This window comes from Streptomyces sp. NPDC006463, assembly GCF_042870715.1.
Classification (GTDB): Bacteria; Actinomycetota; Actinomycetes; order Streptomycetales; family Streptomycetaceae; genus Streptomyces.
Genome location: NZ_JBIAHP010000012.1, coordinates 162,808 through 180,706, shown reverse-complemented (window position 1 = coordinate 180,706; position 17,899 = coordinate 162,808). Strand labels below are relative to the sequence as shown.

Annotated in this window: 14 protein-coding genes; 8 read left to right on the top strand and 6 right to left on the bottom strand. The window is 72.9% G+C overall.

What is annotated here, in order from left to right:
- The first annotated feature begins 78 nt into the window (after positions 1-78).
- The 3 genes from ACFYOB_RS23110 to ACFYOB_RS23100 all read left to right on the top strand — a co-directional run bounded on the left by ACFYOB_RS23110 (position 79) and on the right by ACFYOB_RS23100 (position 3,268).
- Positions 79-1,374 carry a PspC domain-containing protein gene (locus ACFYOB_RS23110; protein ID WP_388562286.1) on the top strand — a complete coding sequence of 432 codons (1,296 nt, stop codon included), beginning with the start codon at positions 79-81 and terminating at the stop codon, positions 1,372-1,374.
- Entirely contained in the window at positions 1,371-2,072 is a 702-nt protein-coding gene (locus ACFYOB_RS23105; RefSeq protein WP_388562284.1) for a LuxR C-terminal-related transcriptional regulator, read from the top strand. Before ACFYOB_RS23110 ends, ACFYOB_RS23105 begins: the two co-directional genes overlap by 4 nt.
- A gap of 83 nt (positions 2,073-2,155) precedes the next feature.
- Complete coding sequence (locus ACFYOB_RS23100; protein ID WP_388562282.1) at positions 2,156-3,268, top strand: alpha/beta hydrolase; 1,113 nt, start codon at positions 2,156-2,158, stop codon at positions 3,266-3,268.
- Between the two features lie 25 nt (positions 3,269-3,293).
- On the opposite strand, the gene ACFYOB_RS23095 is transcribed toward ACFYOB_RS23100, so the two are convergent.
- Entirely contained in the window at positions 3,294-4,364 is a 1,071-nt protein-coding gene (locus ACFYOB_RS23095; protein ID WP_388562280.1) for an NlpC/P60 family protein, read from the bottom strand.
- A gap of 127 nt (positions 4,365-4,491) precedes the next feature.
- Complete coding sequence (locus tag ACFYOB_RS23090; RefSeq protein WP_388562278.1) at positions 4,492-4,845, bottom strand: hypothetical protein; 354 nt, start codon at positions 4,843-4,845, stop codon at positions 4,492-4,494.
- Positions 4,846-5,034: 189 nt separating this feature from the next.
- On the opposite strand from ACFYOB_RS23090, the gene ACFYOB_RS23085 reads away from it, so the two are divergent.
- Both ACFYOB_RS23085 and pcrA read left to right on the top strand, forming a co-directional pair.
- Positions 5,035-5,376 carry an ArsR/SmtB family transcription factor gene (locus tag ACFYOB_RS23085; RefSeq protein WP_388562276.1) on the top strand — a complete coding sequence of 114 codons (342 nt, stop codon included), beginning with the start codon at positions 5,035-5,037 and terminating at the stop codon, positions 5,374-5,376.
- 12 nt (positions 5,377-5,388) lie between these two features.
- The gene (gene pcrA / locus ACFYOB_RS23080) at positions 5,389-7,923 is read left to right on the top strand and encodes a DNA helicase PcrA (protein WP_388562274.1); all 2,535 of its coding nucleotides are present in this window, start codon (positions 5,389-5,391) and stop codon (positions 7,921-7,923) included.
- A 69-nt stretch (positions 7,924-7,992) separates the two neighbouring features.
- Here pcrA and ACFYOB_RS23075 read toward each other — a convergent pair whose 3' ends face one another.
- Both ACFYOB_RS23075 and ACFYOB_RS23070 read right to left on the bottom strand, forming a co-directional pair.
- A complete protein-coding gene (locus ACFYOB_RS23075) occupies positions 7,993-9,531 on the bottom strand; it encodes a peptidoglycan DD-metalloendopeptidase family protein (RefSeq protein ID WP_388562272.1) in 1,539 nt (512 codons plus the stop codon).
- 220 nt (positions 9,532-9,751) lie between these two features.
- A complete protein-coding gene (locus tag ACFYOB_RS23070; RefSeq protein ID WP_388562270.1) occupies positions 9,752-10,549 on the bottom strand; it encodes an esterase/lipase family protein in 798 nt (265 codons plus the stop codon).
- Between the two features lie 174 nt (positions 10,550-10,723).
- Between ACFYOB_RS23070 and ACFYOB_RS23065 the strand changes: the two genes are divergently transcribed.
- Complete coding sequence (locus ACFYOB_RS23065; protein WP_388562268.1) at positions 10,724-11,125, top strand: cobalamin B12-binding domain-containing protein; 402 nt, start codon at positions 10,724-10,726, stop codon at positions 11,123-11,125.
- 87 nt (positions 11,126-11,212) lie between these two features.
- Here the strand turns inward: ACFYOB_RS23065 and ACFYOB_RS23060 are convergent, their stop codons facing one another.
- Positions 11,213-12,793 carry a DUF5691 domain-containing protein gene (locus ACFYOB_RS23060; RefSeq protein ID WP_388562266.1) on the bottom strand — a complete coding sequence of 527 codons (1,581 nt, stop codon included), beginning with the start codon at positions 12,791-12,793 and terminating at the stop codon, positions 11,213-11,215.
- Positions 12,794-13,045: 252 nt separating this feature from the next.
- Positions 13,046-14,389 (bottom strand): SWIM zinc finger family protein, encoded by a 1,344-nt coding sequence (locus ACFYOB_RS23055; protein WP_388562264.1) that lies wholly within the window; start codon positions 14,387-14,389, stop codon positions 13,046-13,048.
- Positions 14,390-14,523: 134 nt separating this feature from the next.
- Here ACFYOB_RS23055 and ACFYOB_RS23050 point away from each other — a divergent pair, with 134 nt between their 5' ends.
- Both ACFYOB_RS23050 and ACFYOB_RS23045 read left to right on the top strand, forming a co-directional pair.
- Positions 14,524-15,630, top strand: a complete 1,107-nt coding sequence (locus tag ACFYOB_RS23050; protein WP_388562262.1) for an AAA family ATPase — start codon at positions 14,524-14,526, stop codon at positions 15,628-15,630.
- Positions 15,627-17,885 carry a DUF5682 family protein gene (locus ACFYOB_RS23045; protein ID WP_388562260.1) on the top strand — a complete coding sequence of 753 codons (2,259 nt, stop codon included), beginning with the start codon at positions 15,627-15,629 and terminating at the stop codon, positions 17,883-17,885. The genes ACFYOB_RS23050 and ACFYOB_RS23045 overlap by 4 nt, the downstream gene beginning before the upstream one ends.
- Positions 17,886-17,899: the final 14 nt, after the last annotated feature.

Here is a 17,899-nt window from a genome sequence, read left to right as displayed (position 1 = left end):
CAACCCTGATATCCGCCGGGCCGAATTGGGGGGCAGCCCTGATGCCCGCACCTCCCCGCGCGTGTGACCATCGGTGACATGCCCGTAGCCGCCGCCCCCCGCATCCCGCACGCGTCCGACAGCGAGGACGTCCCGCAGCGCAAGCTCTACCGCAGCGCCGACGGACGGATGCTCGGCGGTGTCGCGCGCGGTCTCGCCGGGCACCTCGGGCTGCAGGTGATCTGGGTCCGGCTGGCGTTCCTCAGCCTGTTCATGTGGGGGGACGGCCTCGGCGTGCTGCTGTACGCCGCCTTCTGGGTGTTCGTACCGCTGGGCGTCGGCGGCCGAGCCGGGCACCGCTCCTACTTCGAGACCCTGGCCGACGGCACCCGCCGCCTGCGCAAACCCGACCGGGGGCAGATCACCGCGCTGATCGCCCTGTGCATCGGCGCGGGCATCCTCATCTCCAAGGTCCAGGTCGGCGGCGCCTCCGGCCGGTACGTGTGGCCGACGCTGCTGGTCGGGGCCGGGGTGGTCCTCGTATGGCGACAGGCGGACAACTCCCGCCGCGCCCACTGGAACGAGTCCGCCGCGCGGCACGGGCGCCTGCTCCCCGTCGTCCGGGCGCTCGCGGGTGTCGTCCTGGTCGGCGTTGGCCTCACCGTCTTCATCGTCGTACGCGGCTCCGCGGCGCAGCTCGGCAACGTCCTCACCGCCACCCTCGCCGTGCTCGTCGGCGTCGCCCTGCTCGCCGGACCCTGGCTGATCCGGATGACCCAGGACCTCTCCGAGGAGCGCCTGATGCGCATCCGCGCCCAGGAGCGCGCCGAGGTCGCCGCCCACGTGCACGACTCCGTGCTGCACACCCTCACCCTGATCCAGCGCAACGCCGAGGACGTCGGAGAGGTACGCCGGCTCGCGCGGGCCCAGGAACGGGAGCTGCGGAACTGGCTGTACAAACCCGAGGGCACCGGCAAGGACGAGGCCGAGGAGGCGGCCACCCTGGCGGAGGCCGTGAAGAAGACCGCCGCCGAGGTGGAGGACCACCACGGCGTCCCCATCGAGGTCGTGGTCGTCGGCGACTGCCCCCTCGACGAGCGGCTGGCCGCACAGATCCAGGCCGCACGCGAGGCAATGGTCAACGCCGCCAAGTACGGTGGCGAGGGCGGGCCCGTGCAGGTGTACGCGGAGGTGGAGGGGCAGACGGTGTTCGTGTCCGTACGGGACCGGGGACCGGGCTTCGACATGGACGCGGTACCGGACGACCGCATGGGCGTACGAGAATCGATCATCGGCCGGATGCAGCGCAACGGCGGGACCGCACGGCTGCGGTCCGCGCCCGACGGCGGCACGGAAGTCGAGCTGGAGATGGAGAGGGCGGCGAACGCAGCATGACCGAGGCAGCTGGGACGACTGAGGACGGGACCGAGGCCCGGCGCGTCCGGGTGGTGCTCGTCGACGACCACCGGATGTTCCGTACCGGCGTACAGGCCGAGATCGGCGAGACCGCCCGGACCGGGGTCGAGGTCGTCGGCGAGGCCGCCGACGTCGACCAGGCCGTCACGGTCATCACGGCCACCCGCCCCGAGGTCGTCCTGCTGGACGTGCACCTGCCCGGCGGCGGCGGGGTCGAGGTGCTGCGGCGCTGCGCGCCGCTGATGACGGCGGCCGAGAACCCCGTACGGTTCCTGGCCCTGTCCGTGTCGGACGCGGCGGAGGACGTCATCGGGGTCATCCGGGGCGGCGCGCGCGGCTACGTCACCAAGACCATCACCGGCACCGACCTGGTGGACTCGGTCTTCCGGGTGCAGGACGGGGACGCGGTCTTCTCACCGCGGCTGGCGGGCTTCGTGCTCGACGCCTTCGCCTCGTCGGACGCGCCGCCTGTGGACGAGGACCTGGACCGCCTCACCCAGCGCGAGCGCGAGGTGCTGCGGCTGATCGCGCGCGGGTACGCGTACAAGGAGATCGCCAAGCAGCTCTTCATCTCGGTGAAGACGGTGGAATCGCACGTCTCGGCGGTGCTGCGCAAGCTCCAGCTCTCCAACCGGCACGAGCTGACCCGCTGGGCCACGGCGCGCCGCCTGGTGTGACCGGCCGGTAGGTAACGGTGTGATTCATGCCGCAGGCCCCCCGGGCAACCGGGGCGGCCCGCGGCGCCCTCTACGTTGCCGTGATGAGCTTGACGGGGACTCCCCTGTTCGTGACGGTGATCGTACTGACCGTGATCGCCGTCCTCCTTCCGCTGGCCGTGTGGAGCAAGGTGCGCGGGCCTGCCGCCGTACGCGTGGCCACCCGCGCCCTGATGGTGGTGTTCGCCCAGGTCACCGCCGTCGCGGTGGTGTTCATCACGCTCAACCGGGACATGAACTTCTACGCCTCCTGGGGCGATCTGTTCGGCACCGGCAAGTACGTCACCGCCGCGCCCGACCTCGGACCGGACGGGCTCGGGGGGAAGAAGGCCTCGGAGGTCAAGGCCGAGCCGAAGGTGAAGCAGGCCTTCGAGCCGGTCGAGGGCCTCGGCGGCCGGGTCCGCAAGACGGAGCTCGACGGCAAGATCTCCGGGGTCAAGGGCGACGTCATGGTGTGGCTGCCGCCCCAGTACGACGACCCGGCCTTCAAGGACAAGAAGTTCCCCGTGGTCGAGCTGATCCCGGGCATACCGGGGACGGGCAAGTCCTGGTTCCAGGGGCTCAAGGCGCACGAGGTACTGGAGCCGCTGATGAAGAGCGGCAAGGTGCAGCCGTTCATCCTGGTCTCGCCGCGCGCCATGCTGCTCGGCAACGCCGACACCGGCTGCGCCAACATCCCCGGCAAGGTCAACGCCGACAGCTGGTTCAGCGTCGACGTCCGCAAAATGGTCACCGACAACTTCCGCGTCTCGGACGAGGCCCGCACCTGGGGCGTGGCCGGGTACTCGGCCGGTGCGTACTGCGCGGCCAAGCTGGCGATCGCCCACCCCGACCGCTACAGCGCGGCCGTCTCCCTGTCCGGCTACAACGACCCCGGCCAGGAGCCCACTTCCCTGGTGGCCCAGGACCCGCAGATGCGCACCACGCACAACCTGAAGAACGTGCTGAAGGCCGCGCCGAAGCCGCCTGCGGTCTCGCTGTGGATGTCGGGGGCCGAGCAGGACGGCTACCTGTCCGGCACGGACCTCAAGGCGATCGCGCAGAGCCCGACGGCGGTGCACGCGGAGAAGGTGGTCGGCGGCCACAACCTCGAATCGTGGTCGAAGCAGCTGCCCCAGACCTTCCAGTGGCTCAGCACCGTGGTCAAGACGCCGTAGCGGCCGTTACCGGGGGCGGTAGGCGCTACGCGGGTCGGGAGGCGCCTGCCCACGGCATCGAGTCGATCGGAGCCACCCGGACCGTGGAACCGGGCCGCGGGGCGTGGATCATCTGACCGTTGCCGATGTACATGCCGACGTGCGTGACTCCGGAGTAGAAGAACACCAGGTCGCCGGGGGCCAGCTGGTCGCGGGAGACGCGCTGTCCGGCATTGATCTGGGTATAGGTGGTGCGGGGGAGGGAAACCCCGGCCGAGCGCCAGGCCGCCTGGGTCAGGCCCGAGCAGTCGAAGGATCCCGGCCCCGTCGCCCCCCACACGTACGGCTTGCCGATCGCCCCGTGTGCGAAGGCCACGGCGCGGGCCGCGCGCGATTCTCCCGAGGCAGGAGCAGGAGCAGGGGCCGACACCGGGGACTGCGCGGACTGCGGTCCGGCGACGGGGGCGGCGCCGGCCGTACGGGCCTCGTACGCGGCCCGCTGCTCGGCGGTGAGCTTGGCCAGCAGCTGCTTGGCGGTGGCGAGCTTGCCCTCGATCTTGGCCTTGCGCCGGGCGAGTTCGTCCCGCTGCGTGCGCAGCTCGGCGAGCCGACCGGCGGCCTGCTCCCGCAGTTTGCCGACCTCGTCGAGCTTGCGGCGCACGGTGCTGATCCCGGCGGCATTGCGGTCCCCGGCGCGGGTGATGAGGGAGGCCTGGGAGAGGTACTCCTGCGGGTCCCTGGCCGTCGCGAGTTTCACCGCGGTACCCAGGGTCCCGCCGCTGCGGTACTGGCCGGCCGCGAGGGAACCGAGTGTGCCGCGGGCGGCGTTGAGCTGATCGGTCTTGCGGGCGGTCTCGTCGCGCAGTCTCGTCAGCGCCTGCTCGGCCTCGTCGGCCTTCTGCTTCGCCCCGTTGTACCGCTCGGTCGCCGCCTCCGCCTCCTCGTAGAGCCGGTCCACCTCCGACTCGACCTGCGCGGCGGTGGGCTGCGGGTCGGCCTGGGAGGTGCCTTCGAAGGCGGTGGCGGTGGCAGCGCCCGCGAGGGCGAGGGTGGTGGCGGCGGTCCGTACGGTGCCGCCGGAAAGCGGGCGCTGCCTGGGCTTTCGATGACTGGCCACGAGGGCCTCACGTCCTTCCTCCGTCGGTGCTTGGAGGAGGACGCTAGACGCGGAGGTAACGGCCGGGTGACGGGTGACCGCAAGTGGCCTGATGCGACCGGGGATGGCCGCACGGGACCGAAGCCGATCAGTGCCAGAGGGTGGCGATGAAGATATTGACCACGGTCAGTCCGCCGACCGCGCCGAACAGTGCCTTCTCCACCCGCTCCTCGTCACGCTTGACGTAGACGAGGGCGAGGACCACGAAGAGGATCGCGAGCTTCGCGCCGATCTTGATGTTGTTGACGGCGGAGCCGTCCATCTCGTTGAAGCCGACCAGGAGCACGCCGGTGACCAGCATGGTCAGCGCGCCGTGCAGCATGGCGGGCACGAAGCGGGCGGTGCCCGCGCCCATCGCCTTCATCTGGGTCAGGAAGCCGCCGAGGAGCGAGGCTATTCCGATGATGTGCAGGCCGACGAAGACATTGATCAGGACGGTCATGCGTCGAGCGTACGGGGCGGTTGTGGGCGGCCTTCGGGCGGGCCGGGGGGTCGGCTGAGAGGTGGGCGGCAGGCCCGGCGGAGTCCTCGCGTCGGAACGTCGAGCGTCGGAATCTCGTACGGTACGAGACCGTACGAGATCTTCGTACGGTTGGTCGGCCTCCGTTCGGGTTTTGCGTACAGTTGCCGCATGGCCGCCGAAGCGCTCCACCACCCCGACGCCGTCCGGATCGCCCTGGTCGAGGTCCTGGCGGCCCTCGGCCATCCCGTACGGCTGGAGATCGTCCGGACCCTCGCCGGCTCCGAGTCCGAGGTCTACTGCGGTGCGGTGGCCGAAGGCCTCCCCCGCTCCACCGTCACCCATCACCTGCGCACGCTGCGCGAGGCCGGCGTGATCTGCCAGCGGCCCGAGGGCCGCAAGCTCTTCCTGACCCTGCGCCGAGCGGACCTGGAGCAGCGCTTCCCGGGTCTGCTGGCGCTCGCCGTAGGCGATTTTCCCGGCCCGGAACCGGCTGTCGGTCCCGCCCCCTAGACTCGGAATGCGATGAGCAGCCTCTTTGACGACAGTTTCCTGGCGGACCTCACCCCCTCCGACGAGGTCCCGCCGCCGCCCGAGGACCACGCCGCCCCGGAAGCGGGCGCGGACGATCTCTTCGGGGGTCGGTTCGACGTGCCCATGACCGGGGATGCGTACTACCGGGACGGCGCCCCCAGGCCCGTCATCGACCCGGCGGCGCTCCTGGACGGGCTGAACGAGCAGCAGGCCGCGGCCGTGGTGCACGCCGGCTCCCCGCTGCTCATCGTGGCCGGCGCCGGCTCCGGCAAGACCCGGGTGCTGACCCACCGCATCGGCCACCTGCTGGCCGCGCGCAACGTCCACCCCGGCCAGATCCTGGCGATCACCTTCACCAACAAGGCCGCCGGTGAGATGAAGGAGCGCGTCGAGGGCCTGGTCGGCCCGCGCGCCAACGCCATGTGGGTGTCCACGTTCCACAGCGCGTGCGTACGGATCCTGCGCCGCGAGTCGAAGCGCCTCGGTTTCACCTCGTCCTTCTCGATCTACGACGCCGCCGACTCGAAGCGCCTGATGGCGCTCGTCTGCCGCGACCTGGACCTGGACCCGAAGAAGTTCCCGCCCAAGGCCTTCAACGCCAAGATCTCCAACCTGAAGAACGAGCTGATCGACGAGGAAGCCTTCGCCGACCAGGCCGTGGACGGCTTCGAGAAGACCCTCGCCCAGGCGTACGCGATGTACCAGGGGCGGCTGCGCGAGGCCAACGCGCTCGACTTCGACGACATCATCATGACCACCGTCCACCTGCTCCAGGCCTTCCCGGACGTCGCCGAGCACTACCGGCGCCGCTTCCGGCACGTCCTGGTGGACGAGTACCAGGACACCAACCACGCCCAGTACACGCTCGTGCGCGAGCTGGTCGGCACCGGCTACCCGGACCTGCCGCCCGCCGAGCTGTGCGTGGTGGGTGACGCCGACCAGTCGATCTACGCCTTCCGCGGCGCGACCATCCGCAACATCCTCCAGTTCGAGGAGGACTACAAGGACGCGACGACGATCCTGCTGGAGCAGAACTACCGCTCCACGCAGACGATCCTCTCCGCGGCCAACGCGGTCATCGAGCGCAACGAGAACCGCCGCGCCAAGAACCTGTGGACCCAGGCCGGCAGCGGCGCCGTGATCACCGGCTACGTCGCGGACACCGAGCACGACGAAGCGCAGTTCATCGCCGACGAGATCGACCGGCTGACGGACGCCGGTAACGCCAAGGCCGGGGACGTCGCGATCTTCTACCGGACCAACGCGCAGTCGCGCGTGTTCGAGGAGATCTTCATCCGGGTCGGGCTGCCCTACAAGGTCGTCGGTGGCGTCCGCTTCTACGAGCGCAAGGAGGTCCGCGACGTCCTCGCGTACCTGCGCGTCCTCGCGAACCCGGAGGACAACGTCCCGCTGCGCCGCATCCTGAACGTGCCCAAGCGCGGCATCGGCGAGCGCGCCGAGGCGATGATCGACGCCCTCGCGATGCGCGAGAAGATCACCTTCCCGCAGGCGCTGCGGCGCGTGGACGAGGCCTTCGGCATGGCCGCACGCTCGACCAACGCGGTGAAGCGGTTCAACGTGCTGATGGAGGAGCTCCGTACGATCGCGGACTCCGGCGCCGGCCCCGCGGTGGTGCTGGAGGCGGTGCTGGAGCGCACGGGCTACCTCGCCGAGCTCCAGGCGTCGACCGACCCGCAGGACGAGACGCGGATCGAGAACCTCCAGGAACTGGCGGCGGTGGCGCTGGAGTTCGAGCAGGCGCGCGAGGCGGCGGCCACCGAGGCGGCCGAGGCCGGCGCCCCGGCCCCCGGCCCGGGCACGCTCGCCGAGTTCCTGGAACAGGTCGCGCTCGTCGCCGACTCCGACCAGATCCCGGACGAGGACACCGACGGCAGCGGCGTCATCACGCTCATGACCCTGCACACCGCCAAGGGCCTGGAGTTCCCCGTGGTCTTCCTGACCGGCATGGAGGACGGGGTCTTCCCGCACATGCGGTCGCTGGGCCAGACCAAGGAGCTGGAGGAGGAGCGCCGCCTCGCGTACGTCGGCATCACGCGTGCCCGCGAACGGCTGTACCTGACCCGCTCCTCGATGCGCAGTGCGTGGGGGACCCCCTCGTACAACCCGCCGTCGCGGTTCCTGGAGGAGATCCCGGCCGAGTACCTGCAGTGGAAGCGCACGGGCGCCTCCCAGAAGCCGGCCGGGCCGATGCGGAGTTCGGGCTACGGGTCTTCGGGCTCGGGTTCGGGCTTCGGCGGCGGCAAGGCCTCGTTCGGCACCTCGCCGGAGTCGTTCCTGTCCTCGTCGCGTACGAAGTCGGGCCCGTCCGGGTTCGCGACGCGCCGGGCCGCCGACAAGCCGGTCGTCGCCCTGGCCGTCGGGGACCGGGTCACGCACGACCAGTTCGGGCTCGGGACCGTCATGGAGGTCAAGGGAGCGGGCGCGGACGCGCAGGCCACCATCGACTTCGGGGACGACAAGCCGAAGCGGCTGCTGCTGCGCTACGCGCCGGTGCAGAAGCTCTGAACCCCCCTCGGGGCCGGGGGCCCTGGGGGTTGGTGCCCAGGGGTTGGCGATTCGTCGGGGGCTGTCGGGTTACGTCGGGTCCAGGCCGTGGCTGCGGAGCCACGGCAGGGGGTCGATCGCGGACCCGCCGCCGGGACGTACCTCGAAGTGGAGGTGCGGGCCGGTGGAGTTGCCGGAGTTGCCCGAGTAGGCGATGACGTCGCCGGCCTTCACCTTGCCGGACCGGATCTTGGTGCTGCTGAGGTGGCAGTACCAGGTCTCGGTGCCGTCGGGCGAGGTCACTATGGCCATGTTCCCGTAGGCGCTGTTCCACTGCGTGCGCACGGTGCCGTCGGTGGCGGCCATGACCGGGGTGCCGTAGGAGACCGGGAAGTCGATGCCCGTGTGCACGGACATCCACATGCCGCCTGCCTGGCCGAAGCTGGCGCTGAGGCCGTGCTGCCCGACGGGGATCGCGAACTTGGGGCGGGCCGCCTCCTTGGCCGCGGCCTCCTCCGCCTTCTTCTTCTTCTCGTCGTCCTGGCGCTGGCGCAGGTCGATGCGCTCCTGCGTACGGCTCGCGCGGTCCGCGAAGTCGCCCGCGTCGGCGCTGAGCGCCGCCAGCTGGGTGTCGAGCTTGGTGTTCGCCGCGACGGGCTTGACGGAGGCCGGGTCGGGCGCGGCCATCGTGGTGGTGTCCTCGCTGGGCTTGTCCGTGCCGGTGAGCCCGCCGACGGAGGCGGCGGCGACGCCGGCGACGCCCATCACACAGGCGGAAGGGACGGCCACGGTCAACAAGGCGGAACGCTTCGCCGGGGTGCGACGACGGCTGCTGCCGGCCTTGGCGCCGGCCTTGCCGCTCGCCTTGGCATCGCCCTTCGCGGTGGTCCGGCGCGCGGCGCGCGGCACGGTGGTCACCGGTACGGCCTGGGTGGGGAGGTCGTGCACCTCGGGCACCTCGTGCGCCTCGGGCGTTTCGTACACCTCGGGGGCTTCGTCCGCTTCGGAGGCTTCGGGTGCCCCGGGTGTTTCGAGCGCTTCGTCGGTGACGGGCTCGAAGACCGCGGTCTCGCTGTAGGGCGCCTCGTACGTGTACTCCTGCTGCGCGTACTCCTGCTCCGGCTGCGCGGGCTGCTGGTACTCGTACCCGTACGTGTAGCCGGTCTCGTGCTGCGGCTGGGTCTGCGTCTCCGGGACGGAGTTCCAGGCGGTGGCGTCGTACGCCCCCGTCTCGGTGCCGGTGAGGGTGCCGTAGCCCGGCATCGCCCAGTGGCCGGTCTGCTCGGCGGAGGTGTCGTAGCCGAAGGGGGCCTGTGGCTGCTGGTACTCCGTGTAACCGGAGTAGTCAGCGCTCGGGGCGCTCGGCGCACTCCAGGCGTTCGTATCCCACTGACCGGTGCCGTCCGCAGGGACACCCTGGGCCGGGATCGAGGACAGGTAGGGGTCCTGCGAGGTCCACGCGGTGGTGTCGTACGCGCCGGTCTCATAGGAGCCGTATGCCGCGTAGTTGACCCCCTGACCCTGCGTTTCGTAGGAAACGTAGGTTGAGTCACCAGCGAAAGTGGTGGTGGCAAGGCCGTCATACCCGGGATCCGGGTACTGGCCCGGCGAGGGGCGGTCGTTCACCAACTTCTCTTTCGCCTCGGCATTGGGGGGCCTGGGTGGCCGGGGAACTCGCGGTTCACCGGAGGAGAGCAGTGGCGTGACTGTACCCGGCGGTTACTGGCAACGACAATCTTCCGAGGGCTTCCATATCCCGGGAACCGGGCATTCGGCCGTCTTTCGGTCGCACAAAGACGCACCCTTGGCCTTGAGTTCGAAATTCGTTCGACTCTTCGTCGTTGTGCGTCTATGCGACGGACGTGGCTTCCGAGCCCTCCGCCGCGGCCGTCGCGGGCCCGTCGAGGGCGCGCAGGACCGCCGCGATCACGGTGGGATGCGCGGGCAGGGCGAGATGCCCGATGCCGGTGACCTGCACGTTCTCCACGCGCAGATCCGGATGCTCGATCCGGGCCGTACCGACCGGAGTCATCAGCGCATCGAACTCGCTCCAGAAGGCCACGCATCGGGTCGCGCAGCCGGGCGCGGGCGCGGCCAGTTCGGCGAGCACTTCGGAGTCCGGGCGCATCTGCCGGACCAGCGGGTGCGCGTCCATGAAGGGGGCGACCAGCGTGCCGGAATGCGGGGTGCCGAGCGTGACGAGCGTCCGGACGCGGGCGTCTCCGCCGAGGCGCTGGACGTAGTACCGGGCGACCAGTCCGCCCAGGCTGTGGCCGACCAGGTCCACCTGCTCCTGTCCGGTGCGCGCGCACAGCTCCTCGACGCGCCGGGCCAGATGGCGGGCGGTCACGCGCAGGTCGCGGGTGAAGGGCGAATAGTTGTACGCCTCCACGTGCCGCCGGCCCCCCGCCCCGAGGGCGCGGCGCAGCAGGACGAAGACGGAACGGTTGTCGGAGAACCCGTGGAGGAGGAGAGCGGGCGGGCGCGTCGCGGACGAGCGTGTCGCCGGTGGTCCGGCGCCGACCTTCTCCTGGCACACTCCGGTGGGATACAGGAGGAGGTGCCCGCCGAGCACGACCACCTCGAGTGCTCCGGCCCGCAGCGCGGCGCCGGATGCGGGAATGGACACGGGTATGGACAGCCCCATCGACGGCCTCCCCTGAGCCTGCTGGGACTGCGGCCGGTCGCGCCACCGTGCCGTGCGGCTGTCGGCACGGTGGCGCAATGCCGTCCCACGTGTGATTTCCCCCTCCTGGTTGACCGTGAAACGGCGGCGTGCGCGATGCTGTACTTAACGTTCGTTCACTCGGGAGGCAGTGCGATGGGTGTGACCGGTCCGATCCGTGTGGTGGTGGCCAAGCCGGGTCTCGACGGCCACGACCGCGGCGCGAAGGTGATCGCGCGGGCGCTGCGTGACGCGGGCATGGAGGTCATCTACACCGGCCTCCACCAGACCCCCGAGCAGATCGTGGACACCGCCATCCAGGAGGACGCCGACGCCATCGGCCTCTCGATCCTCTCCGGCGCCCACAACACGCTCTTCGTGCGCGTGCTGGAACTCCTCAAGGAGCGCGACGCGGAGGACATCAAGGTCTTCGGCGGCGGCATCATCCCGGAGGACGACATCGCCCCCCTGAAGGAGAAGGGCGTGGCCGAGATCTTCACCCCGGGCGCGACCACAACCTCCATCGTCGACTGGGTCCGCACCAACGTCCGGCAGTAGCCGGCCCGTGTCCGTTCGGCGCGGGCCCGATCTGCCCGCAGGGCGATTTCAGCCGCGCCACCGTCTGACCCCCGCCCCCGGGCGGGGTCAGGCCGGGGCCAGCTCCGCCAGCATCGCCTCGCGCAGGCGAAGTGTGGCCACCAGTCGCTGAAAGGCCTCCGCCCAGTACGCGGCGGCGCCGGACGCCGCGTCCGCCCGCGCCGAGGCCGCCGCGGTCAGTACCTCCAGCCGCCCCGCCTCCGCAGGGTCGAGGCAGCGCTCCGCCAGCCCCATCACCCCGCTGAAGCTCCACGGGTAGCTGCCGGCTTCCCGGGCCGAGTCCAGCGCGTCGACCACGGCCCGCCCCAGCGCCCCGGCCCACGGCACCACGCACACCCCGAGCAGCTGGAACGCCTCCGACAGCCCGTGGGCCCGTATGAACTCCGCGACCCAGTCCGCCCGTTCCCCGTCGGACAGGGTCTCCAGCAGCTTCGCCCGCTCCGCCAGTGAGGCCGTCCCCGGCCCCGCCGCGGGCGGCGCGGACGCCGCGCCGAGCAGGGCCCGCGACCACCGTGCGTCGCGCTGGCGCACCGCCGCCCGGCACCAGGCCGCGTGCAGTTCCTCCCGCCACTCCTCGCCCCCGGCCACCGGCAGCGCCACGATCTCCGCCGGGCCGAGCCCGCCGAACCGCTCCCGCCAGCAGGACAGCGGGGCCGCCTCCACCAACTGGCCGAGCCACCAGGCCCGTTCCCCGCGCCCGGCGGGGGGCCGCTTGACCACCCCGTCCCGCAGCATTCCCGCATCGCACTCGGCCGGCGGGGTCACCCCCTCGGGGCCCACGCAGGCCAGGGCGCGCTCCGCCATCCGCCCGGCCAGCGCCGAGCCCGGCAGCGCCGACAGCAGCTCGGCGGCCGTCGCGCGGACGTTGCGGCTGCGGTCGCCCAGGGCCGCCTCCAGGAACGGCTCGTCCTGCGCCGACAGCCCCGCCCGCAGCGAATCGAGGAACATCAGCCGGTCCTCGGCCCGCTCGGTGGCCCAGGTCGTCGCCAGCAGCCTCGGCGCGGCCGCCGCCTCGTGGGCCCGTACGGCACCCAACAGCGCCACCCGCTCCGCGAACAGCCCCTCCTGCCACAGCCGTTCCACCGCTGCCCCGTCCGTCACGTCCGGCAGCTCCCCGGCCCCTCCGGCTCCGCCGCGCAGGGCGAACCGCCAGTCCGGATTCAGCCGCGCCAGCCACATTCCCCGCGCCCCGGCCAGCGCCAGCGCCGGTGCCCTCAGATCCGTACGGGCCCGGGCCGCGTCCAGCAGCGCGGGCACGAGCGCGGCCGGTGAGCGGTAACCGTGCCGGCCGGCCGCGGCCAGCCACTGGGGCAGCAGCTCCGTCAGATCCGGGGCCGCGCCGCGCCGACCGCCGCTCGCCGCGGCGGTCCGGCCGGCCAGCAGTTGCGCGAGCCGCTGCCGGGCCGCCGCCGGTGGCGCCGGCCGCGGGTCCCGGGGTGCGGGCTGCGGGCGCGGGCCCGCCTCGGCCGGTCGCAGCCCCGCCCGGCGCCGCACGGTGTGCACGGCCGCCGCGTCCAGCAAGGCCTCCGGCGAGCCGGCCGGGCCCCCGCCCCGGCGCCGGTCGGTGCCCAGCAGCGCGGCGGCGACCAGCTCGTCCCAGTCCCCGTACTCCTCGTCGCCCTTGACCATCGAACCCCTCCCTCTGCCCTGTGCGAGCACTGCGCTCCGGTCCCGCCCCCTCCGCGGGACCGGAGCTGTCGATGCCACCGTTGAATTCGTTCAGCTGGCGTGGTTGTCGTTCACGGCAAAGCCCCCCGGCTTCTCGTCTCGTCACGCCGACGCTCCCGCGCCGCCGCGTCCTCCCCGTTCCCCTCCCCGCCGCCCCCGCGGCACACGGGCCCCCAGGCCCCCAGCGTTCTCCTGTGTGTTTCCGCCCCTCGTTCAGGCGAGCGGCACCGGCTCGGGTGAGCCCGGCTGCCAGGCCGTCAGGGGGGTGAAGCCGCGATGGCCGCACTCCCCGAACACCGTGACCGGCCCCCCGCCCGACAGCGCGGCCAGTTGCCACAGGCCCGGTCGGGAGCGGCTCCCGGCCCCGGTGAGGGGCACCGGCAGGGCGGAGGTGCCCTCCGCGTCCGCCAGCTGCCAGCCCAGCTCTCCCGGTATCGGGATCACCGGGCCCAGGACCACCGGCCAGGACTCCAGCCACGGGTCCTCCCGCAGCGCGGCCCCGTAGGCCTCCAGGGCGGCCCCCGTGCTCACCCCGGCCGGAACCTCCGTGCACGGCACGGCCGCCGGCCGTCTCTCCCCGAGATCCGCCCGCAGCCCCGCCGATCCGGGCCGGAAGCGGACATCCGCCTCCAGCACCAGCCCCACCGGCAGCGCCAGCCCCGGCGGCCGCCCGGGCGGTCCGAAGTCGAGCACCAGGGCGGGCCGCCCGCTCCCCAGCCCGCGCAGCCATATGCGGCGGGTGGTGAGCCGGCCGTCCGGCGACACCGAGTCGTACTGGGCGAGCACCAGCCATCGGTCCCGTACGGCCTCCCCCTCCCCGGAGGCCGGCAGTCCCACCCGGCTGCGCACGGTCGCCGCCAGCTGTTCCGGCAACGCGGCCACCCCCAGCCAGGCCCGGTCCAGCAGGTGCAGCAGCGCCGCCTCCTCAAGCATCCGGGCGGGCCAGCCGGAGCCGCAACTGGGTATCGTCCCCAACTCCCGGACCCGCGCGGCCAGTCCGGGCGCCTGGGCGTCGACCATCCGGGCGGCCGTCTCCTCCCACCCCGCGTACCCCGACTGCTCCTGGCCGGCGAGGCCGCCGCGCAGCAGGTCGGCCAGCCGCTGCTCCAGCTCGCCGACGCCCGCTCCTATCCGCGCCGCCCGCCGCTCGGCCCGCCGACGGGCCCCCTCCTCGTCCGCCGGCCTGCCCGCCGCGGCGGCCGGGCGCGCGGCCTTCGCCGCCCGGTCCGCCAGCCACTGCGCGGCCCAGTCCGGCGCCTCGCCCGGCTCACCCACCCCCTCCGCCGACCAGAGCAGCAGCAGCCCCAGCGCGTGCTTGCACGGGAACTTGCGGCTCGGGCAGGAGCACTTGTACGCCGGCCCCGCCAGATCCACGACCGTCCGGTACGGCGTGCTGCCGCTGCCCTTGCACAACCCCCACAACGAACCGGAAGCGGAACCTCCGATCTGCGACCACGGACCCGCCCCGCGGAGCCTGCCTCCCGCCTTGCGTGAGGCATCGTCAGGAGCCAGAGCCAGTACCTGTTCCGCCGTCCAGCGGACCTGCTGCTCAGTCATGTGAACCACCGTACGGACCGCCACTGACAATCACTCTGACCTGCAACAACGCCTCGAACAAGGCTCGTTGTCAGTGCCGTGGTGCACCTTGGATCCAGCAGTCGGGAGCGGCTGCCGAGCATCGGAGGGGGACCATGACCATGCCCGAGGACACCAAGCCCGACGAGGCGCTGCGACCGCACGCCGAAGACGCCTTCGCACACGAACTGAAAGCCCTCGCCGCCGCCGACGACCGGCCCCGCCCGGCCCGTTGGAAGCTCTCCCCCTGGGCCGTGGCCACGTACCTGCAAGGCGGCACGCTCGCCGACGGCACGGTCATCACGCCCAAGTACGTCGGGCCGCGCCGCATCGTCGAAGTGGCCGTCACCACCCTGGCCACCGACCGCGCCCTGCTCCTCCTCGGTGTCCCCGGCACGGCCAAGACCTGGGTGTCCGAGCACCTCGCCGCCGCCGTCAGCGCAGACTCCACCCTCCTCGTCCAGGGCACGGCCGGAACCCCGGAGGAGGCCATCCGCTACGGCTGGAACTACGCCCGGCTCCTCGCCCACGGTCCCAGCCGCGAGGCCCTCGTCCCCAGCCCCGTCATGCGGGCCATGGCCGAAGGCATGACCGCCCGCGTCGAGGAGCTCACCCGCATCCCCGCCGACGTCCAGGACACCCTCATCACCGTCCTGTCCGAGAAGACCCTGCCGATACCGGAACTCGGCGAAGAGGTGCAGGCCGTGCGCGGCTTCAACCTCATCGCCACCGCCAACGACCGCGACCGCGGGGTCAACGAGCTCTCCAGCGCGCTGCGCCGGCGCTTCAACACCGTCGTCCTGCCGCTGCCCGCCACCGCCGACGCCGAGGTCGACATCGTCGCCCGCCGCGTCGACCAGATGGGCCGCTCCCTCGACCTGCCGGCCGTGCCCGAGGGCCTGGAGGAGATCCGCCGCGTCGTCACCGTCTTCCGCGAGCTGCGCGACGGAGTCACCGACGACGGCCGGACGAAGGTGAAGTCGCCCAGCGGCACCCTGTCCACCGCCGAGGCCATCTCCGTCGTCACCGGCGGCCTGGCCCTGGCCGCCCACTTCGGGGACGGCGTGCTGCGCCCCTGCGACGTGGCCGCCGGGATCCTCGGCGCCGTGGTCCGGGACCCGGCCGCCGACAAGGTCGTCTGGCAGGAGTACCTGGAGACCGTGGTGCGCGAGCGCGACGGCTGGAAGGACTTCTACCGAGCCTGCCGGGAGGTGACGGTATGAGCCCACTGCTGCTGGGCGTACGGCACCACGGGCCCGGTTCGGCCCGCGCCGTGCGCGCCGCCCTCGACGCGGCCCGGCCGCCCGCCGTGCTCGTCGAGGGGCCGCCCGAGGGGGACGCGCTGCTCGCCTTGGCCGCCGATCCCGGGATGCGGCCGCCCGTGGCGCTGCTCGCGCACGCCGCGGACGATCCCGGCCGGGCGGCGTTCTGGCCGCTCGCCGAGTTCTCCCCGGAGTGGGTCGCGATCCGCTGGGCCCAGGAGGCCGGCGTACCCGTCCGGTTCATGGACCTCCCCGCCGCGCACTCGCTGGCCGCGCGGGACGAGGGCGAGGAGCCGGACTGCGCCGGGCCGGACCCTCTCGCGGCGCTGGCCGGTGCCGCCGGGTACGACGACCCCGAGCGCTGGTGGGAGGACGTGGTCGAGCACCGGGACTCCGGGGCCGTACAGGACCCCCTCGTCCCGTTCGAGGCGCTCGGGGAGGCCATGGGAGCCCTGCGCGAGGGATCCGGAGACGGCGGTCACGGGCGCGACCTCGTGCGCGAGGCGTACATGCGGCAGCGGATGCGGGCCGCCCGCCGGGAGTTCGGCGACACGTACGCCGTGGTGTGCGGAGCCTGGCACGTCCCGGCGCTGCGCGCGAAGACCACCGCGGCCGCCGACAAGGCGCTGCTCACCGGCCTGCCCAAGGTCAAGGTGGAGACCACCTGGGTGCCCTGGACCCACCGCAGGCTGGCCCGGGCGGGAGGGTACGGGGCGGGCATCACCTCGCCCGGGTGGTACGCGCACCTCTTCGCCGCCCGGGACCGGCCCGTGGAGCGGTGGCTGACCAAGGTCGCCGGGCTGCTCCGGGAAGAGGACCGGCAGGTCTCCTCCGCCCACGTCATCGAAGCGGTCCGGCTGGCCCGGACCCTGGCCGCGATGCGGGGGAGGCCGCTGCCGGGCCTGTCGGAGACCCTGGAAGCGGTCCGGGCGGTGATGTGCGACGGCTCCGACATACCGCTCGCGCTGATCGAGGACCGCCTGGTCGTCGGGGACGCGCTCGGCGAGGTCCCGGACACGGCGCCCGTCGTACCGCTGCAGCGCGATCTCACGCGGCGCCAGCGCTCCCTGCGGCTCAAGCCCGAGGCGCAGGACCGCGAGCTGGAGCTCGATCTGCGCAAGGAGGCCGACGCGGCGAAGTCCCTGCTGCTGCACCGGCTGCGGCTGCTCGGCATCGACTGGGGCATACCCACCGCCTCCCGGGGCGCGACCGGCACCTTCCGGGAGACCTGGCGCCTGCGCTGGGAGCCGGAGCTGTCGGTGCGGGTGGCCGAGGCCGGGATCTGGGGAACCACCGTCCCCGCGGCGGCCACCGCAAAGGCGGAGGCGGATGCCGCGGCCGCCGAGGAGCTGGGCGAGGTCACGGCACTGGCCGAGCGGTGCCTGCTGGCCGGGCTGTCACAGGCCCTGCCCGCCGTGCTGCGGGCGCTCGCCGACCGGGCGGCGCTGGACACCGATGTGGCGCGCCTGGCCAAGGCCCTGCCCGCGCTGGCCCGTTCGCTGCGGTACGGGGACGTCCGGGGCACCGACGCGGCCGCCCTCGGCACGGTGGCGGCCGGGCTCGCGGAACGGATATGCGTGGCGCTGCCGCCGGCCTGCACCGCCGGGCTGGACGCCGACGCGGCGGCGGAGCTGCGGGGCCATGTGGACGGGGTGCACGGGGCGGTCGGGCTGCTGGCGGACGCGGACGAGGGGCTGCGCGAGAGATGGTCCGCGGTGCTGCGGACGCTGGCGGGCCGGGAGACCGTGCCGGGCCTGATCCGCGGCCGCGCGGCCCGGCTGCTGCTCGACGACGGACGGCTCCCGGCCGGGGAGACGGCCCGGCTGATGGGGCTCGCGCTGTCCCCGGCGGCCTCCCCGGCCGACGCGGCGGGCTGGATAGAGGGCTTCGCCGGCGGGAGTTCGGGCGGCGGCACCCTGCTGGTCCACGACGACCGGCTGCTGGGCCTGATCGACGCCTGGCTGACGGGGGTGCCGGAGCGCGCGTTCACCGACGTACTGCCGCTGCTGCGGCGGACGTTCGGGGCGTACGAGCCGGGAGTGAAGCGGACCCTGGGCGAGCTGGTCCGCCGCGGCCCCGGCGGCCCGGCCACGCGGCCGCGTGCCGGTTCGGCCCCCGAGGGCTTCGCGCCGGACCTGGACCCGGCCCGCGCGGACGCGGTCTTGGACCTGGTCCTGCTCCTGCTGTCGCCGCCGGGCCGCCTCCCGGCGGCGTAGCGGGGGCCGGCGGC

Excerpts from the sequence above, each read along its gene's own strand:
- ACFYOB_RS23065 (WP_388562268.1), top strand. The coding sequence starts at position 10,724 with ATGGGTGTGACCGGTCCGATCCGTGTGGTGGTGGCCAAGCCGGGTCTC.
- ACFYOB_RS23105 (WP_388562284.1), top strand. The coding sequence starts at position 1,371 with ATGACCGAGGCAGCTGGGACGACTGAGGACGGGACCGAGGCCCGGCGC.
- pcrA (WP_388562274.1), top strand. The coding sequence starts at position 5,389 with ATGAGCAGCCTCTTTGACGACAGTTTCCTGGCGGACCTCACCCCCTCC.
- ACFYOB_RS23060 (WP_388562266.1), bottom strand. The coding sequence starts at position 12,793 with ATGGTCAAGGGCGACGAGGAGTACGGGGACTGGGACGAGCTGGTCGCC.
- ACFYOB_RS23090 (WP_388562278.1), bottom strand. The coding sequence starts at position 4,845 with ATGACCGTCCTGATCAATGTCTTCGTCGGCCTGCACATCATCGGAATA.
- ACFYOB_RS23045 (WP_388562260.1), top strand. The coding sequence starts at position 15,627 with ATGAGCCCACTGCTGCTGGGCGTACGGCACCACGGGCCCGGTTCGGCC.
- ACFYOB_RS23070 (WP_388562270.1), bottom strand. The coding sequence starts at position 10,549 with ATGGGGCTGTCCATACCCGTGTCCATTCCCGCATCCGGCGCCGCGCTG.
- ACFYOB_RS23085 (WP_388562276.1), top strand. The coding sequence starts at position 5,035 with ATGGCCGCCGAAGCGCTCCACCACCCCGACGCCGTCCGGATCGCCCTG.
- ACFYOB_RS23110 (WP_388562286.1), top strand. The coding sequence starts at position 79 with ATGCCCGTAGCCGCCGCCCCCCGCATCCCGCACGCGTCCGACAGCGAG.
- ACFYOB_RS23050 (WP_388562262.1), top strand. The coding sequence starts at position 14,524 with ATGACCATGCCCGAGGACACCAAGCCCGACGAGGCGCTGCGACCGCAC.
- ACFYOB_RS23055 (WP_388562264.1), bottom strand. The coding sequence starts at position 14,389 with ATGACTGAGCAGCAGGTCCGCTGGACGGCGGAACAGGTACTGGCTCTG.
- ACFYOB_RS23100 (WP_388562282.1), top strand. The coding sequence starts at position 2,156 with ATGAGCTTGACGGGGACTCCCCTGTTCGTGACGGTGATCGTACTGACC.